Below are 16,500 nucleotides of genomic sequence, written 5' to 3' on the forward strand. Positions count from 1 at the left end.
CGGCGACGGAGCACACGCCCGGCGACCAGTTTTGCGCAAGATCTTCGACCGACGCGAGCCTCGATGGCATCGTCGGTCCGGGAAGGGACACCACGATGACGACGATGACATCGCCGCTGCGGGTCGCGCTGATCGGCACCGGCTTCATGGGCCGCATGCACACGCAAGCCTGGCGCACGGCGCCGCACTTCTTCGACCTCCCGCTCGCGCCGGAGCGCGTGCTCCTCGTCGGCCACCGCGCCGACGCGACGGCCGCGGCGGCCGCGCGCTGGGAGTGGCCGGAGCACGGGGTCGACTGGCGCGAAGCCGTCGAGCGCGACGACATCGACGTGATCGACATCTGCACGCCCGGCGACACCCACGCCGAGATCGCGCTCGCGGCACTCGCCGCCGGCAAGCACGTGCTGTGCGAGAAGCCGCTCGCGAACTCGGTCGCCGAAGCGCAGGAGATGACGGATGCTGCGGCCGCAGCATCCGTCCGGTCCGGCGTCGTCGCGATGTGCGGCTTCAGCTACCGCCGCACGCCGGCGCTGACACTCGCCCGCCAGCTCATCGCGGAAGGGCGCATCGGTGAGATCCGCCACGTGCGCGCGCAGTACCTGCAGGACTGGCTGAGCGACCCCGATTCGCCCCACACGTGGCGCCTCGACCGTGACCGCGCCGGCTCGGGCGCCCTCGGCGACATCGGCGCGCACAGCGTCGACACCGCGCAATGGCTCGCGGGCCAGGCGATCACCGCCGTCTCGGCCATCATGCGCACGTTCGTCACCTCGCGTCCCCGCCGCTCCGCGGTCGAGGGGCTCGGCGGAGTCGCCGCCGACACCTCCGACCGGCTGCCGGTGACCGTCGACGACGCCGCCGCCTTCACCGCGCGCTTCGACGGCGGCGCCCTCGGTGTCTTCGAGGCGACCCGTATGGCGACCGGACGCCGCAACGCCAACCGCATCGAGATCAACGGCGACCGCGGTGCGATCGCGTTCGACTTCGAGCGCATGAACGAGCTCGAGGTGTATGATGCCGCCGCCGATGTCGCGCAGGGCTTCCGGCGCGTGCAGGCGACCGAGGCGCAGCATCCATATGCCGGAGCGTGGTGGCCCGCAGGCCACGGGCTCGGCTACGAGCACCTGTTCGCTCACCAGGCCGTCGACTTCGTGCGCGCGGTCGCCGGCGAGATTCCGGTGTCGCCGAGCTTCGCCGACGCGACGCAGGTGCAGCGCGTCCTCGCCGCCGTGGAGCAGAGCGCCGCCCACGACAGCATCCTCACGCCGGTGGCAGCCACCGCGTTTCGACTCGCAAGCTCGCTCAACGAGCGGGATGAAGCAAGCTCGCTCAACGAGCGGGATGAAGAAGGGACCCCCGCATGACCCGTACCGCCCTCGTCGTCCGCGGCGGATGGGACGGCCACCATCCGATCGAGGCGACCGACCTGTTCCTGCCGTTCCTCCGCTCCAGCGGCTTCGACGTGACCATCGAGGACGACCCCGAGGTGTACGCCGACGCCGACCGCATGGCGACCGTCGACCTCGTGCTGCAGTCCGTCACGATGTCGCAGGCATCGCACGAGGCGATCCGCGGCCTTCGCGACGCCGTCGCGGCGGGCACCGGCCTCGCCGGCTGGCACGGTGGCATCGCCGACTCGTTCCGTGCGAGCTCGGACTACCTCCAGCTCGTGGGCGGCCAGTTCGCGACCCACCCGTCGAAGCACCCCGACGAGGTGCACGGCGACCAGACCGACAACTACCTCGACTACACCGTCGAGCTCACCGAGCTCGGCCGCACGCACGACATCACCGCCGGCATCGATGACTTCCCCCTCACCACCGAGCAGTACTGGGTGCTGCACGACGATCTCATCGACGTGCTGGCGACCACCACGCACCCCGTGCAGCCCTATCACCCGTGGCATCGGCCGATCGTCTCGCCCGCGGTCTGGACGCGGGACTGGGGCCAGGGCCGCGTCTTCGTCTCGACGCCGGGGCACAGCCTCGACGTGCTGCAGGACGCGAACGTCCGCACGATCATCGAACGGGGGATGCTGTGGGCCGCGCGGTGACCGACATCGGAATCGTCGGGCTCGGCGTCATCTCCCGCCAGTACCTCGACACGCTGCTCCCGGCATCGAGCGTGCGCATCGCGGCCGTCGCCGACCTCGACGTGGCCCGCGCCGAGGCCGCTGTCGAGGGCATCCCCGGGTGCCGCGCGCTCACGACCGGCGAGATGCTCGAGGATCGCAGCATCCGTGCCATCCTGAACCTCACGATCCCCGCCGCGCACGCCGAGGTCGCGCTCGCCGCCATCGCGCACGGCAAGGACGTGTACGGCGAGAAGCCGCTCGCGGCGACCTTCGCGGACGCTGCGCGGATCACGGATGCTGCGGCCGCCGCGGGCGTCCGCGTCGGGGGTGCGCCGGACACGGTGCTCGGCACCGGCGTGCAGACGGCGCGGGCGGCGATCGATGGCGGGCGGATCGGGCGAGCGGTGTCGGCGTCGGCGATGTGGATCTCTGCGGGCCACGAGTCGTGGCATCCGCAGCCCGACTTCTACTACCGCGAGGGCGGCGGACCGCTGCTCGACATGGGGCCGTACTACGTGACGTCGCTCGTGCAGCTGCTCGGACCCGTGACCGCGGTGTCGGGTGCGTCGTCGAGGTCGCGCGACGAGCGTGTGATCGGCTCCGGCCCCAGGGTGGGGGAGCGCGTCCCTGTCGAGGTCGACACGCACCTCACAGGCATCCTGCATCACGCATCGGGCGCGATCTCGACCGTGACCATGAGCTTCGACGGCGTGCGCTCGACCGCCGCACCGATCGAGGTGCACGGCGTCGACGGGTCGCTCATCGTTCCCGACCCGAACAACTTCGCCGGCGACGTGCAGCTGCATGCGCGCGGCGGCATGTGGGAGACGCTCGAGCCGTCGGCGGGGTACGTCGACTCCGGGCGCGGCATCGGGCTTCTGGACCTGGTCGCGGGCGACGGGCGTGCGAGCGGCGCCATGGCGCTGCACGTGCTCGAGATCATGACCGCGCTCGCCGCATCGGCCGCTTCGGGTGTGCGCGAGGCGCTGACGACGACGGTGGAGCGGCCGTCGCTCGTGCCCCTGACCGCCGCGGAGGTCTGGAGAAGCCTCTGACCACCATGCGCGGTGGTCAGCGCGAACGACGAAGGGCCCGGAGCGCCGCGAGCGGCACTCCGGGCCCTTCTCGATCACCGGGGGTCGGGGACCAGGGCCGAGATCGTCGCCGTCGCCCTCCGAGGCGCGTCGGCGGTGATCGGGTGAACGGAGCCGAGGAGCTCGATACGGGCTTCGGTGTCGCGCTCGGCGCACGATCCGCCGACCCACAGGTCCACCGCGCCGGGCTCGACGATGCGATGACCGTCGCGTCCGGTGAAGGCGAGCCGCGACGTCGGCACCGAGAAGGTGACCGTCGCCGACTCCCCGGGCTCGAGGGTGACACGCTGATACGCGAGCAGCTGCGCGACGGGGCGGGTGACCGAGCCGACGAGGTCCCGCGCGTAGAGCTGCACGACATCGGTGCCCGAACGGTCGCCCACGTTCGACAGGCGCACCTGCGCCGTGATCGTGCCGTCGGTGGCGGCATCCGAAGCGGCGAGATCATCTCGGACGAACGACGTGTACGTCAGCCCGAAGCCGAACGGCCGCGCCGGCGTGTTGTCGGCGCTCGTGATCTCGGTGGGGCCGCCGAGGACAGGGTGCAGGTACGTGTACGGCTGGGCGCCCGCCGAGCGAGGAAGCGACACCGGCAGCCGGCCGGACGGCTCGACCGCGCCCGAGATGATGCGCGCGATCGCGGGTCCGCCTTCCTCCCCGGGGAAGAAGGCCTGCAGCACCGCAGCCGCAGCAGTGGCGCCGTCGAGCATCCATCCGATCGCGTACGGGCGGCCGGAGACGACGACCACGACGGTGGGGGTGCCCGTGGCGACCACGGCCTCGACGAGCCGGCGCTGGACACCGGGCAGCTCCAGGTCGTCCACGTCGTTGCCCTCGCCCACGGTGCCCCGTCCGAACAGGCCGGCGCGATCGCCCACGACCACGATCGCGACCTCGGCATCGGCCGCCGCGCGGGCGGCGGCCGCGATGCCGTGCTCGTCGTCCCCCTCGACGTCACAGCCCGGTTCGAGCACGATGTCCGCGCCGCGGAACTCGGTGCGCAACGCCTCCGCGACCGTGGGGATCGCGAAGCCCAGCGGCGTGCCCGGGTGGTGTGCGAGCACATGGTTGGCGAACGAGTAGCAGCCCATCAGAGACTCCGCCGCGTCGGCGTTGGGGCCGAGGAGGGCGATGGTGCGCGGCGCCGCCAGTGGGAGCACACCGTCGTTGGCCAGCAGAACGACCGACTCCTCGGCCGTCCGCCGGGCGAGATCGCGAAGCTCCGGGCCATCGAGCTCGATCTGGGTCGGCGGCGACGAGAAGTCCTCGTCGAGCAGGCCCAGCTCCTCCTTCTGCGAGAGCACGCGCAGCACGGCGCGGTCCACATCGGCGCGCGCCTGGACGTTCGAGTCCAGGAGCGCGCGCAGGGGCTCGACGAACGCGTCGCCCGTCGGCAGCTCCACATCGATCCCGGCGCGCAGCGCGAGCAGCGCGGCCTCGCCGAGGTCCGCCGCGACCCCGTGCAGGGCGTGGAGGAAGGCGACGGAGAAGTAGTCCGCCACGACGGTGCCGTCGAATCCCCACTCATCGCGCAGGAGTGCGGTGAGCAGCTGCGGATCGGAGGCGACGGGGACACCGTCGATCTCGGCGTACGAGTTCATCACCGACCGCACCCCGCCGTCGCGGACGGCCATCTCGAAAGGCGGGAGCATGATGTCCTGCAGCCGCCGATGCCCCATGTGCACGGGCGCGTGGTTGCGGCCCGCCTGCGACGCGGAGTACCCCGCGAAGTGCTTCAGGGTGGCGTGGACGCCGGCCGACTGCAGTCCCTTCACGTACGCGGTGCCGATCGTGCCGACGACGTAGGGGTCCTCGGCGATGCACTCGTCGACACGACCCCATCGGGGGTCCATGATGACGTCGAGCACCGGTGCGAGGCCCTGGTGGATTCCGAGCGACGCCATGGAGCGGCCTATCGCCGCGCCCAGCTCCTCGGTCAGTTCGGGGTCGAAGGCCGCGCCCCAGGCCAGCGGCGTCGGGAAGGTCGCCGCCTTCCACGCGGCGAGCCCGGTGAGGCACTCCTCGTGCACGATGGCGGGAATGCCGAGGCGCGTCTGCTCCCGCAGGCGTCGCTGCTCCGCCCAGAGCCACTCGGCTCGGGCGACCGGTTCCACCGGCCGCGTGCCGTAGACGCGCGTGAGGTGTCCGATGCCGTGGGCGGTGGCGTCCTCGTACCGCGTCGAGGTCACCATCTCGCCGGCCATCGGCGCGACGACCTCGTTCCCCTGGTCTACCCAGTACCCGACGAGCTGCGCGAGCTTCTCGTCGAGGGACATCCGGGCGTGCAGTGCGAGCACGCGCTCCGAGGCGGCGCGCAGTCCGTTGTCGCTCATCCCTTGACCGCTCCCGTCAGACCGCCGACGATCCGTCGCTCGAACAGGCTGAAGAACGCCAGCGCGGGGATCATCGACAGCGAGGTGAAGGCGAGCACCTTCGCGGTGTCGACGGAGTACTGCGACGAGAAGGCCTGCACGCCCAGGGGGAGCGTGAAGTTCGCGTTGTCGTTGAGGAGGTACAGCGGCAGCAGGTAACTGTTCCAGCTCGCGATGAACGCGAGGATCCCTACGGTGATCACCCCGGGCACCGCGAGCGGGACCACCATCCGCCAGAAGAAGCCGAGTCTGCTGCAGCCGTCGATGAAGGCCGCTTCCTGGATCTCGTCGGGGATGGCCCGCAGGAACGGCACCAGGATGATGATCGTCGTCGGCAGGGCGAAGGCGATCTGCGGGAGGATGACGCCGGCCAATGTGTTGATCAGTCCCATGTCGCGCACCACGATGTACAGCGGCGTGATGGCGACCGTGATCGGGAACATGAGCCCCGCGGCGAAGAGCGCGTACAGTGCCCCGCGCCCGCGGAAGTGGTAGCGGGCGAGGACGTAGCTGGCCATCAGGCCCAGCGCGATGACTCCGACCGTGGTGGCCACCCCCACGATCGTCGAGTTGAGCACGAGCGTCCAGAACGTGCTCTGCGTGAGCACGTCGAGGTAGTTCGTGAACACCCACGGATCGGGCAGGCCCGCCGGGTTCGTGGTGATCTGCGAGTTGGAGCGGAAGCCGCCCAGGATGATGTAGATCACCGGTCCGAGCATCAGCGCGATCACGACGAGCGCGACGAAGTACACGGCGGGGGTGCCGGCTCGCATGCGCTGGCGCCGCGGCGCGGGCGGTGGCGTGGTCGCGACAGCGTCGATCGCGACGGGGACGGCGGTCATCCGTCGGTCCTTTCGGTGAGTGCCCCCGCCGTGTCGCGGCGCAGGACGAAGCGCTGGTAGACGAGCGCGACGACGAGGGAGATGAGGAAGATGACGACGGCGACGGCGTTGCCGTACCCGAAGTTGCCCGCGTTGCGGCCGTTGGCGACCATGTAGGTCGCCATCGTCGAGGTGCCGGCGACAGGTGCCACGTACTGGCCCCAGATGATGTAGACGAGGTCGAACAGCTGGAGCGCGCCGATGATCGACAGGAACGCCCAGATGCGCAGCGTCGGGCCGAGCAACGGGATCGTGATCCGCCGCTGGATCTGCCAGTAGGTGGCCCCGTCGATGGCGGCCGCCTCGTAGAGCTCCTCCGGGATCCCCTGGAGACCGGCCAGGAAGAGGATGACGGCGAAGCCGACGTACTTCCAGGTCAGGATCGCCATGAGCGTCCAGATCGCGATGCTGGGATCTGCCAGCCAGTCGCGTGTGAGCTGGTCGAGGCCCAGGTTCTCCAGCAGCCCGTTGAGCGCGCCGTTGGTGGCGAGCATCAGGCTGAAGCCGGTTCCCACGACGACCTCTGCGATCACGTAGGGAACGAAGATGAGCACGCGGATGATCGACTGCCCGCGCATCTTGCGGTTGAGCAGGAGCGCCAGCAGCAGCGCGACGGGCCCCTGCAGCACGAGTGACATCACCATGATGAAGCCGTTGTGGCCCAGCGCCTCTTGGAAGTCAGGGTCGGTGAGGATCGTGACGTAGTTCTTGAGGCCGATGAACTCGGTCGGCGGGCCGTAGCCGTGCCAGTTGAAGAAGCCGTAGTACGCCGCCATGATCACCGGGAAGATGACGAAGCCGACGAAGAAGATCAGTGCGGGTCCGACCAGCACCGCGATCTCCAGGCGGCCCGACCATCCGATCCCGCGGCGCCGGCGGCGCGGCGATGCCGGGGGCGGTGGCGTGTCGCCGCCGCCCCCGGTCCGCTGCGCGAGATCCGTCTCCGGGCGATCGTCCGTGCTCGGTGTCGCGCTCTTGTGCATGCGGAGTGTTCCTTATCCCTTCGCGCCGGCCGAGTTGGCCGCAGCGATCATCTCGTCGGGCGAGCTCTGGCCGGAGAGCATGTCGACCACGGCGACGTTGAGCGCGTTGCCGACGTTCTGCCCGAGGATCGTGTCGAGCCACTGCGAGACGAACGGGGCCGCGTTGTAGGCCTCGAGGATCTGCTGGAGGTACGGCTCGGTGACCTCGGCCTGCGCGGCCTGGTTGACGGGGGGCGAGTTGAACGCCTTGTAGTAGGCGGTCTGCTGGGCATCCGACGCGATGAAGTTGAGGAAGTCGACGCACTCCTTCGGCGCCTGCGCGGAGCACGAGTAGCCGTCGAGGCCGCCCATCATCGAGCCCGGCTCGCCCTCGCCTCCGGGAACCTCCGGGAAGGGGTACCACGCCAGGTCGGGAAGAGGCTTCTCATCCGGGGTGAGCGAGGCGATCACGCCCGGGTCCCACGCGCCCATCAGTTCGCCACCCGCCTGGTGGTTGGCGACGAGGCCCGCCGAGCTGCCGGCGCCCTGCTGGGCGGAGGTGGTGAGGAAGCCCTCGTTGAACGGCTCGGTGGCGGCGAAGTCCGCGAGGTCCTCTGCGGCCTTGAGCCAGCACGGGTCGCTGAAGTCCTTCGAGTCGCCGGTCTCCTCGACGGTCTTCGGGGAGCACTCGCGCAGCGCGAACCAGTAGAACCAGTGGGCTGCCGGCCAGGCGTCCTTCGCGCCGAGCGCGAGCGGAGCGACGCCGGTGGCCTTCAGCTTGTCGTTCACCTCGACGAGTTCGTCGATGGTCGTCGGGGTCTCGGTGACGCCCGCTGCGTTGTAGAGGTCCTGGCTGTAGAAGATGCCGCCGGGAAGCACCGACAGGGGCATCGCCCACACCTTGTCCTGGTAGGTCTCGGCCTTGAAGGAGCCCTCCGAGATGTTGTCCTTCGCCTCGCCCTCGATCTTGCCGGTCAGGTCCATCAGCTGGCCCGCCTGCACCATGGCGGCCATCTTGCCGCCGCCTCGCTGCAGGAAGATGTCCGGCGGGTCGCCCGCGTTGAGCGAGGTCTGCAGCTTGCCGTCCATGTCCTCGTTCTGGATCGACTGCATCTTGATCGTGACGCCGGGGTTCTCGTCTTCGAACGCGGCGATCGCGTCCTTCCAGAACTGCTGGCCCGGGCCGGTGGTGGAGTTCTGCCACAGCGTCATCTCGACGTTGCCGTCTCCGCTCTCGTTGCCGCCGCCGGCACTGCATCCGGCGAGCGCGAGCGCGCCGATGACCAGTGCTGCAGAACCCGCGAGGATTCTCTTGCCCATCATGTGATTTCCCGTCTCTTCTTCGAGGGGCACCTCTGCTGCGAGGTGCCGGTGGTCGACGCGATCGGGTCGCGTACCGCCCGGCGTGCAGACCGGGTGAGAAAAGTCTGTGTTGACAACAAATATCTTGTCAAACGTTTTCAATAACGGTTTCGAGGCCGTTATGATTTCGAGATATGACCCGTCGTCCTACGATCACCGATGTCGCCGCGGCCGCCGGCGTGTCGGTCGCAACCGTCTCCAAAGCGGTGAACGGGCGCTATGGAGTGGCAAGTGAGACGGTGGACCGGGTTCTCGCCGTCGTGGCAGAGCTCGGCTACGAGTCGAGCCTCATCGCCAGCAGCATGCGATCGCGCAAGACGGGTGTCATCGGCGTCCTCGTCGCGGACTTCGAGCCCTTCAGTGCCGAGATACTCAAGGGCGTGGGCGAGGCACTGCGCGACTCGCGGTACGACCTGCTCGCGTACTCCGGCTCGCACGGTGCCGCGGAGGGGTGGGAGCGGCGGTCGCTCTCACGGCTGAGCGGCACGCTCATCGACGGCGCGATCATGGTCACCCCGACCGTGGTGAACGTCGGCGCCGACGTGCCGGTCGTCGCCATCGACCCGCACACGGGTCCCGCCGATCTCCCCACCGTCGAATGCGACAGCTTCGGTGGCGCGCTGCTGGCCACCCGATACCTCATCGAACTCGGGCACACGCGCATCGGCTTCATCGCGGGTCGCCCTGATCTCAGATCGTCGATCGCGCGCGACGCCGGCTATCGACGAGCGCTGGCCGATGCGAGCATCCCCCTGGACCCGGCTCTCGTCGGCTCGGGAAGCTACCAGCAGGACGCCGTGCGCGTGGCCGCCCTCGAGATGCTCCGCCGATCTGACCGGCCGACCGCGGTCTTCGCCGCCAACGACACCTCGGGCCTGGAGATCGTCCGGGTCGCGTCCGAGCTGGGGATCGACGTCCCGCGCGAACTGTCGGTCATCGGATTCGACGACGTGCCCGAGGCGTCCAAGGCCACGCCCGCACTCACGACGGTGCGCCAGCCCATGCAGGTGCTCGGCGCCGAGGCGGTCGGCATGCTCCTGGGGCTCATGGAAGGGAAGACCCCGGCGGTCACGCATGTGAAGCTGCCGACGCGCCTCGTGCCGCGGGAGACCACCGCGCCACCACCGTGAGGTCAGCTCCGAGCTGCGCCGCCCGGATCCCGGAGCAGTTCGGCGAAGGCGGCCTCAGCGGCGCCGATGAGCAGACGATCCTCCGCCAGTGATGCGACGCGGATGAGGAGCTCCTCGCTGGTCGCCGACATGGTCTGCTCCTGAACCAGGGCCCCGAGTCCCGGCACATCGACCGCGGCGATGGTGGCGAGGAAGCCGCCGAGCACGACCACCGAGGGGTTGAGCGCGTTGACGGCGTTGGCAAGTGCGGTCGAGAGGATGCGGCGCTGTCGCGCGACCTCCTCGGCCGCGGTCGGGCCTGCGGCGGCCACGGCCGCCGCGAGCGCGGGCTCGTCGGCCGTCTGGAGTCCGACGGCGGCGAGCAGCCGGGATCTGCTGACCTCGTCCTCGAGGACGCCGTCGTCGGCGCGACGGTCGGTCGCCGAGGCGATGCCGGGGCGATTCTGACCGAACTCGCCCGTATAGCCGCCGGCGCCGAGCAGCGGCTGTCCGTGCACGATCAGGCCGCCGCCGATGCCGCTGGCGCCGCCGTTGAGATAGATCACGTCGTCGAAGCCGGCTGCGGCGCCGAAGAGGTGCTCGGCGATCGCACCCAGAGTCGCGTCGTTGCCGGCGACGGTCGGCAGGCCGGTGGCGTCAGCGACGAGATCGCGAACCGGCGCGTCGGCCCAGTGCAGGTGGGGGGCGTTGCGGACGAGCCCGTCCGCCGCCCGCACGAGCCCTGGCACGGCGAGTCCGACGCCCACGATGCGCGCGCCGGCGAGTTCGCCGGCCCGCCAGTTCTCGACGCGCTCGGCGATGAGCCGCGCTGTCTCATCCGGTGACAGCAAGTGGTCGAGCTCGATGCGTTCGCGGACCGGGATGCCCCGGTCCAGCCCCACGGCGGCGATCGTGAGGGCGTCGACCTCCGGGTTGGCCGCGATCGCCATCACCCGTGCGTCGGCGATGACCACCGGAGAAGGGCGCCCGACGCGGCGGGATGGGTCGGGCGCACGCTCCACGACCAGCCCCTCCCGCACCAGCTCGGCGACGAGGTCGGCGATCGTCGATCGGTTGAGCCCGGTGGACTCGGTCAGCCGCGCCCGGGAGAGCGGGCCTTCGAGGTGCACGAGACGCAGCAGCCTGGCCAGGTTGCGCTGACGCACACCCTCGGCTGCGGACGGATCGCTCACCGTCTCACTGTAGGGTGCGGCGGGGCGGCGTCCCGGGATTTGTTGCGCGGGCGGTCAAACGGGTCGCACCGCGGGGTCCGGGGGATCAGGTGGAAGCGTGCTCGGCGCCGGGTGGCGAGATCGACCTGACCGCCGTCGTGAAATCGAGCGTCTGGAGCACCTCGACGGCCCGGTCATAGCGACGTCCGGCGAGGACGACGAACACCGCTCCGACGACGTCGATGAAGCCGATGGTCGCTCCGCCGGCGCGGACCTCGTAGCGATCGATGTCGATTCGCTCCCACCGGACGGGTGAGTCTTCGGGGGCCGGGGGCTCTGGGCGCCGCGGCGGCAGTTCCTTGAGTGACGGCATGACCCGCGATCGCAGCGCACTGCGCCGCGCGGGTGAGGACGGCCTCTCGAGCACCATTGGGGAGACTCCTCTCGTCATGCCCCGACCTCCGCCTGGCGGTGAGCGCCCGCACAGGGGTTGACGCAGGTGGGAAAGGCCGACTAGCGACTGAATGCCGACGTCGCCGCGAAGCGGATCTCGTCCCGAGATCATTGTCCGCCCTGTCCTCCGCGGCCGTGTTAATGCCCGGTGAACTTCCGGTCACAACCGGATACAGGGCGGCCATCGAGGCGCACCGACGGCCGTTCGCAAGTGATGCGGGCTGGACGCAGCATGCGTTCTGGTATAGGTTGTCGGCAGCAACATTTCTCGCGAAGGAGCGTCATGCCCACCCCCACCCGCGCCGACAAGTTCTCGTTCGGCCTCTGGACCATCGGCTACAACGGCACCGATCCCTTCGGTGGGCCGACCCGCAATCACCTCGACGTCGTGCACGCCGTCGAGAAGCTCGCCGAGCTCGGCGCGTACGGCCTCACCTTCCACGACGACGACCTGTTCGCGTTCGGATCGACGGATGCTGAGCGCCAGACCCAGATCGACCGCCTCAAGGGCGCGCTCGACGACACCGGCCTCATCATCCCGATGGTGACGACCAACCTCTTCTCGGCTCCCGTCTTCAAGGATGGCGGCTTCACGTCGAACGACCGTGACGTGCGCCGTTTCGCCCTGCGCAAGGTGTTCCGCCAGCTCGACCTCGGCGCCGAGCTCGGCGCGAAGACGTTCGTCATGTGGGGCGGCCGCGAGGGCGCCGAGTACGACTCGGCCAAGGACATCCGCGCCGCCCTCGAGCGCTACCGCGAGGCCGTCAACCTCCTCGGCGACTACGTCACCGACAAGGGGTACGACATCCGCTTCGCCATCGAGCCGAAGCCGAACGAGCCGCGCGGCGACATCCTGCTGCCGACGCTCGGCCACGCGATCGCGTTCATCGACTCGCTCGAGCGTCCCGAGCTGGTCGGCCTCAACCCCGAGGTCGGTCACGAGCAGATGGCGGGCCTGAACTTCGCCGCCGGCATCGCGCAAGCGCTGTACCACGGCAAGCTCTTCCACATCGACCTCAACGGCCAGCGCGGCATCAAGTACGACCAGGACCTCGTGTTCGGACACGGCGACCTGCACAACGCGTTCGCCCTCGTCGACCTGCTGGAGAACGGCGGCCCCGGCGGCGTCCCTGCCTACGACGGCCCCCGTCACTTCGACTACAAGCCCTCGCGCACCGAGGACGAGACCGGTGTCTGGGACTCGGCCGCCGCGAACATGCGTACCTACCTGCTGTTGAAGGAGCGCGCCGCGGCCTTCCGCGCCGACCCCGAGGTGCAGGAGGCGCTCGCCGCTGCGAAGGTCGACGAGCTGTCGGTGCCGACCCTGAACGAGGGCGAGTCGTACGACGACTTCCTCGCCGACCGCTCGGCGTACGAGGACTTCGACCCGTCGGTCTACCTCGGAGGCAAGGGCTTCGGCTTCGTCCGCCTTCAGCAGCTCGCGACCGAGCACCTGCTCGGCGCCCGCGGCTGACGGCATCCGTCCCCCCCCCTCCCTCCTCGCGAGACAGCATCGGGGCGCCGACACAGCAAGCCACCGCTGCAGTCTCGGTGCTCCGATGCAGTCTCGCGGAGGGATGAGCGCGTGAAGGAGCGCACATGAGCCTCGTCATGGGAGTCGACTCGTCGACGCAGTCCTGCAAGGTCGTGATCACGGATGCCTCGACCCAGGCGGTGGTGAGGCAGGGGCGCGCGTCGCACCCCGACGGCACGTCTGTCGACCCCGAGGCGTGGTGGAGCGCACTGCAGGCGGCGATCGCCGACGCCGGCGGGATCGACGACGTCGAGGCGTGGGCGATCGGCGGGCAGCAGCACGGCATGGTCGCGCTCGATGCCGACGGCGGAGTCGTCCGCGATGCGCTGCTGTGGAACGACACCCGCTCGGCCCAGGCCGCGGCCGACCTCACGGCGGAGTTCGGCGCCGACGAGCTCGCGCGGCGCACGGGCCTCGTGCCCGTCGCATCCTTCACGATCACGAAGCTCCGCTGGCTGCGCGACACCGAGCCCGGCAACGCCGCGCGGGTCGCTGCGGTCGCGCTCCCGCACGACTGGCTGACCTGGCGGCTGCGCGGCTTCGGGCCCGAGGGTGAGTCGCAGCGCGGTCCCGTGCTCGACGAGCTCGTCACCGACCGCTCCGACGCCTCGGGCACCGGCTACTGGAACCCTGCGACCGGCGGCTACGACCGCGACCTCCTCGTCGCCGCACTCGGCCACGACGCGGTGCTCCCGCGTGTGCTCGGACCCGACGAATGGGTGACGGATGCCGAGGGCCGCCGCGTGGGCGGCGGCGCCGGCGACAATGCCGGCGCGGCGCTCGGGCTCGGCGCCGGCCCCGGAGACGTCGTCGTGTCGATCGGCACGAGCGGAACCGTCTTCGCGGTGAGCGAGGAGCGCACGATCGACCCGACAGGGACGGTCGCCGGATTCGCGGACTGCACGGGCCGCTTCCTGCCACTCGTCGCCACGCTCAATGCGGCGCGCGTGCTCGACGCGATCGGACGTGTTCTCGGCGTCGATCACGCCGAGCTCTCCCAGCTCGCGCTGGCCGCCGAGCCCGGCGCCGCGGGACTCGCGCTCGTGCCGTACTTCGAGGGCGAGCGCACGCCGAACCTGCCCGACGCCACCGCGTCGCTCACCGGCATGACCCTTGCCTCGACGACGCGCGAGAACCTCGCGCGCGCTGCCGTCGAGGGGATGCTCTCCGGCCTCGCCGCCGGCCTCGAAGCGCTGCGCGGACTCGGTGTGCCGCTCGAACGCGCGCTGCTCGTCGGCGGCGGCGCGCAGTCCGAGGCGGTGCGCCGGATCGCGCCGCTCGTGCTGGGCCTGCCGGTGGAAGTGCCCGAGCCGGGGGAGTACGTGGCCTTCGGGGCCGCGCGGCAGGCGGCATCCGTCCTCTCCGCCTGAACCGCGCCGGGCGGGTGAAAGAGCGACCCCCGGCGGAATCGGGTACAACCGCCGATGTATCGGCGGCGGTGGCATCCGTATCTTCCCTGTATGGATGCTTCGACGCTCGCCGGTACGGTCTCGACCGTGCTCTTCGCCGCGGCCAACCTGCCGATGGTGATGAAGGCCATGCGATCCGGCGACCTGCGTTCGTACAGCCTCAGCGCGCTCGTCATGGGCAACGTCGGCAACGCCGTCTACACCGTCTACGTTCTCAGCCTGCCGTTCGGCCCGATCTGGGTGCTGCACGGCTTCTACCTCACGACGATGGCCGTCATGCTCGCGCTGTACGGGCGGTCGGCGCACGCGCGGCGAAGCCGCGCAGAGATCCCCGGACACGGCGCGACGACGGCGGTACCATTCCCGCATGGCGGACACGGTCGCCGCGCTCGAGCGGGCGCGGACCGCATACCGGTCCGGTGACTGGGAGACGGCGCGCGAGGCGTTCGAGGGAGCCTGCCGCGACCTCGCGGCCACCGGCACCGACCTGCGCGCGCTCGGCTCGTGCGAGTGGTGGCTCGGGCGGCAGGAAGCGGGCCTCGCGCACCTCGAATCGGCCTTCCGGGCACTGGCGGACGAGGGCGACGCGATGGGCGCGGCCGAGGCGGCGCTCGTCGTGACGCTCGTGCGACTGACCCGTGGCGAGATGACGGTGGGCACCGCCTGGCTGCGGCGCGCGCGGCGGATCCTCGCCGATCTTCCCGACGGCCGCGGGCACGCCTACGAGGTGTACCTCACGGCGAGCATGGACCTTGACGACACGGGCGCGCTGTGGCGCGCCGAGAGCGTGTCGCGCATGCGGGAGCTGGCCGCGGCGCTGCGTCAGCCCGCGGTGTCGGCGCTGAGCGCGGTCGTGGCCGGGATGCACCTCATCCGGGCAGGGCGCACCGCCGACGGATTCGCACAGCTCGACGAGGCGATGCTGTGCGTCGTGTCGGACGAGCTGGACGCCGAGTGGGCGGGCGACGTGCTGTGCACCACCATCCACGTGTGCCACGAGCTCGCCGACTTCCGCCGCATGGCCGACTGGACCCGCGCGACCGAGGCGTGGTGCGCCGCGCGCGGCGCGCACGTCGTCTACGCCGGCGTCTGCCGCGTGCACCGCCTCGAGCTGCAATCGGCGAGCGGGGAATGGGATGCCGCGGAAGCGGCGCTGCAGCGCGCGTGCGAGGATCTCGGATCCGATCACCCCTGGATCGCCGGCGAGGGCTGGAACCAGCTGGGCGAGATCCGGCGCCTCCGCGGCGACACCGCCGGAGCGCGGGAAGCGTACCGCCGCGCGAGCGAAGCGGGCGTCGATCCTGTGCCGGGCGAAGCGCTGCTGGTGCTCGCAGAGGGCGACACCGAGCGCGCGGCGGCGATGATCGCCGCCATGCTCGAGCAGAGGGATCGCGTCGGCCGCGCTCGGCTCCTGCGTCCGGCGATCGAGATCGCGCTCGCGGACGGGCGGTCGCAGGAGGCGGAGCACCTGCTCGACGAACTCGAGGAGGACGCCCTGGCCTTCGGCAGCGACGGGTTCCACGCGTGGGCGGCACATGCCAGGGGGATGGTCCTGCTCCACGCCGGCGATGCCATGGGGGCGGTCGGCCGGCTGCACGCTGCCCTCGACCGGTTCCGGCGCCTCGGGCAGCCGTGGGAGCAGGCGAACGTGCTGAGCTGGCTCGCCACCGCGCAGGAGCTGCGCGGTGAGCCGGGCCTCGCCGCGCAGCTGCGCGCGCAGGCGGGCGTGATCTTCCAGCGGCTCGGCGCCCCGCCAGTGGTCGTGCGATCCGCGGCTGCCGACGGCGGCGGGCCGCTGACAGTCAGGGAGCGCGAGATCGTCGAGCTCGTCGCACAGGGCAAGGCGAACAGGCAGATCGCCGACGAGCTCTTCATCAGCGAGAAGACCGTGAGTCGGCACCTCGCCAACGTCTACGTGAAGCTCGACGTCGGCTCGCGCACCGCCGCCGCCGCGTGGTGGCGCGAGCAGCCGGGGAGGCGCGCGCGGTGACCGGCCCGCCGACCACCGCCCCTGCATCGAATGGTGCAGACGCGCAGCCGATCTGCGCGGTTCTGCCGACGCGGCAGACCGACCCGGC

At 70.7% G+C, this 16,500-nt stretch carries 14 protein-coding genes; 8 read left to right on the forward strand and 6 right to left on the reverse strand.

Annotation, left to right across the window (positions count from 1 at the left end; all coding sequences use genetic code 11):
- The first annotated feature begins 95 nt into the window (after positions 1-95).
- Genes MRBLWH3_RS06015 through MRBLWH3_RS06025 form a run of 3 tightly spaced genes read left to right on the forward strand, consistent with a single transcriptional unit; the run spans position 96 to position 3,129 of the window.
- Positions 96-1,364, forward strand: coding sequence for a Gfo/Idh/MocA family protein (locus MRBLWH3_RS06015; protein ID WP_363429637.1), 1,269 nt, complete (start codon positions 96-98; stop codon positions 1,362-1,364).
- A complete protein-coding gene (locus MRBLWH3_RS06020; RefSeq protein ID WP_363429639.1) occupies positions 1,361-2,053 on the forward strand; it encodes a ThuA domain-containing protein in 693 nt (230 codons plus the stop codon). The genes MRBLWH3_RS06015 and MRBLWH3_RS06020 overlap by 4 nt, the downstream gene beginning before the upstream one ends.
- Complete coding sequence (locus tag MRBLWH3_RS06025; protein ID WP_363429641.1) at positions 2,050-3,129, forward strand: Gfo/Idh/MocA family protein; 1,080 nt, start codon at positions 2,050-2,052, stop codon at positions 3,127-3,129. The genes MRBLWH3_RS06020 and MRBLWH3_RS06025 overlap by 4 nt, the downstream gene beginning before the upstream one ends.
- Positions 3,130-3,203: 74 nt before the next feature.
- Here MRBLWH3_RS06025 and MRBLWH3_RS06030 read toward each other — a convergent pair whose 3' ends face one another.
- The 4 genes from MRBLWH3_RS06030 to MRBLWH3_RS06045 are packed head-to-tail and all read right to left on the reverse strand — an operon-like array spanning position 3,204 to position 8,706.
- Positions 3,204-5,501, reverse strand: a complete 2,298-nt coding sequence (locus MRBLWH3_RS06030) for a beta-glucosidase family protein (RefSeq protein WP_363429643.1) — start codon at positions 5,499-5,501, stop codon at positions 3,204-3,206.
- A complete protein-coding gene (locus MRBLWH3_RS06035) occupies positions 5,498-6,382 on the reverse strand; it encodes a carbohydrate ABC transporter permease (protein ID WP_414685302.1) in 885 nt (294 codons plus the stop codon). The genes MRBLWH3_RS06030 and MRBLWH3_RS06035 overlap by 4 nt, the downstream gene beginning before the upstream one ends.
- Complete coding sequence (locus MRBLWH3_RS06040; protein WP_363429645.1) at positions 6,379-7,404, reverse strand: carbohydrate ABC transporter permease; 1,026 nt, start codon at positions 7,402-7,404, stop codon at positions 6,379-6,381. The genes MRBLWH3_RS06035 and MRBLWH3_RS06040 overlap by 4 nt, the downstream gene beginning before the upstream one ends.
- A gap of 12 nt (positions 7,405-7,416) precedes the next feature.
- Positions 7,417-8,706, reverse strand: coding sequence for an ABC transporter substrate-binding protein (locus MRBLWH3_RS06045; protein ID WP_363429647.1), 1,290 nt, complete (start codon positions 8,704-8,706; stop codon positions 7,417-7,419).
- Positions 8,707-8,879: 173 nt separating this feature from the next.
- On the opposite strand from MRBLWH3_RS06045, the gene MRBLWH3_RS06050 reads away from it, so the two are divergent.
- The gene (locus MRBLWH3_RS06050; RefSeq protein ID WP_363429649.1) at positions 8,880-9,875 is read left to right on the forward strand and encodes a LacI family DNA-binding transcriptional regulator; all 996 of its coding nucleotides are present in this window, start codon (positions 8,880-8,882) and stop codon (positions 9,873-9,875) included.
- Between the two features lie 2 nt (positions 9,876-9,877).
- On the opposite strand, the gene MRBLWH3_RS06055 is transcribed toward MRBLWH3_RS06050, so the two are convergent.
- Both MRBLWH3_RS06055 and MRBLWH3_RS06060 read right to left on the reverse strand, forming a co-directional pair.
- Positions 9,878-11,047 carry an ROK family transcriptional regulator gene (locus MRBLWH3_RS06055; protein WP_363429651.1) on the reverse strand — a complete coding sequence of 390 codons (1,170 nt, stop codon included), beginning with the start codon at positions 11,045-11,047 and terminating at the stop codon, positions 9,878-9,880.
- Positions 11,048-11,132: 85 nt separating this feature from the next.
- Positions 11,133-11,399, reverse strand: coding sequence for a hypothetical protein (locus MRBLWH3_RS06060; protein ID WP_363429653.1), 267 nt, complete (start codon positions 11,397-11,399; stop codon positions 11,133-11,135).
- Positions 11,400-11,762: 363 nt separating this feature from the next.
- On the opposite strand from MRBLWH3_RS06060, the gene xylA reads away from it, so the two are divergent.
- The 4 genes from xylA (at position 11,763) to MRBLWH3_RS06080 (ending at position 16,412) form a co-directional block, all read left to right on the forward strand.
- Positions 11,763-12,953, forward strand: a complete 1,191-nt coding sequence (xylA, locus tag MRBLWH3_RS06065; RefSeq protein WP_363429655.1) for a xylose isomerase — start codon at positions 11,763-11,765, stop codon at positions 12,951-12,953.
- Positions 12,954-13,078: 125 nt separating this feature from the next.
- Positions 13,079-14,383, forward strand: coding sequence for a xylulokinase (locus tag MRBLWH3_RS06070; RefSeq protein WP_363429657.1), 1,305 nt, complete (start codon positions 13,079-13,081; stop codon positions 14,381-14,383).
- A gap of 90 nt (positions 14,384-14,473) precedes the next feature.
- Entirely contained in the window at positions 14,474-14,845 is a 372-nt protein-coding gene (locus MRBLWH3_RS06075; protein ID WP_363429659.1) for a hypothetical protein, read from the forward strand.
- Positions 14,790-16,412 (forward strand): LuxR C-terminal-related transcriptional regulator, encoded by a 1,623-nt coding sequence (locus tag MRBLWH3_RS06080; protein ID WP_363429661.1) that lies wholly within the window; start codon positions 14,790-14,792, stop codon positions 16,410-16,412. The genes MRBLWH3_RS06075 and MRBLWH3_RS06080 overlap by 56 nt, the downstream gene beginning before the upstream one ends.
- Positions 16,413-16,500 lie beyond the last annotated feature (88 nt).

The sequence above is a fragment of the Microbacterium sp. LWH3-1.2 genome, assembly GCF_040675855.1.
Classification (GTDB): domain Bacteria; phylum Actinomycetota; class Actinomycetes; order Actinomycetales; family Microbacteriaceae; genus Microbacterium.

Excerpts from the sequence above, each read along its gene's own strand:
- MRBLWH3_RS06015 (WP_363429637.1), top strand. The coding sequence starts at position 96 with ATGACGACGATGACATCGCCGCTGCGGGTCGCGCTGATCGGCACCGGC.
- MRBLWH3_RS06020 (WP_363429639.1), top strand. The coding sequence starts at position 1,361 with ATGACCCGTACCGCCCTCGTCGTCCGCGGCGGATGGGACGGCCACCAT.
- MRBLWH3_RS06030 (WP_363429643.1), bottom strand. The coding sequence starts at position 5,501 with ATGAGCGACAACGGACTGCGCGCCGCCTCGGAGCGCGTGCTCGCACTG.
- MRBLWH3_RS06035 (WP_414685302.1), bottom strand. The coding sequence starts at position 6,382 with ATGACCGCCGTCCCCGTCGCGATCGACGCTGTCGCGACCACGCCACCG.
- MRBLWH3_RS06040 (WP_363429645.1), bottom strand. The coding sequence starts at position 7,404 with ATGCACAAGAGCGCGACACCGAGCACGGACGATCGCCCGGAGACGGAT.
- MRBLWH3_RS06045 (WP_363429647.1), bottom strand. The coding sequence starts at position 8,706 with ATGATGGGCAAGAGAATCCTCGCGGGTTCTGCAGCACTGGTCATCGGC.
- MRBLWH3_RS06050 (WP_363429649.1), top strand. The coding sequence starts at position 8,880 with ATGACCCGTCGTCCTACGATCACCGATGTCGCCGCGGCCGCCGGCGTG.
- MRBLWH3_RS06060 (WP_363429653.1), bottom strand. The coding sequence starts at position 11,399 with ATGCCGTCACTCAAGGAACTGCCGCCGCGGCGCCCAGAGCCCCCGGCC.
- xylA (WP_363429655.1), top strand. The coding sequence starts at position 11,763 with ATGCCCACCCCCACCCGCGCCGACAAGTTCTCGTTCGGCCTCTGGACC.
- MRBLWH3_RS06070 (WP_363429657.1), top strand. The coding sequence starts at position 13,079 with ATGAGCCTCGTCATGGGAGTCGACTCGTCGACGCAGTCCTGCAAGGTC.
- MRBLWH3_RS06075 (WP_363429659.1), top strand. The coding sequence starts at position 14,474 with ATGGATGCTTCGACGCTCGCCGGTACGGTCTCGACCGTGCTCTTCGCC.
- MRBLWH3_RS06080 (WP_363429661.1), top strand. The coding sequence starts at position 14,790 with ATGGCGGACACGGTCGCCGCGCTCGAGCGGGCGCGGACCGCATACCGG.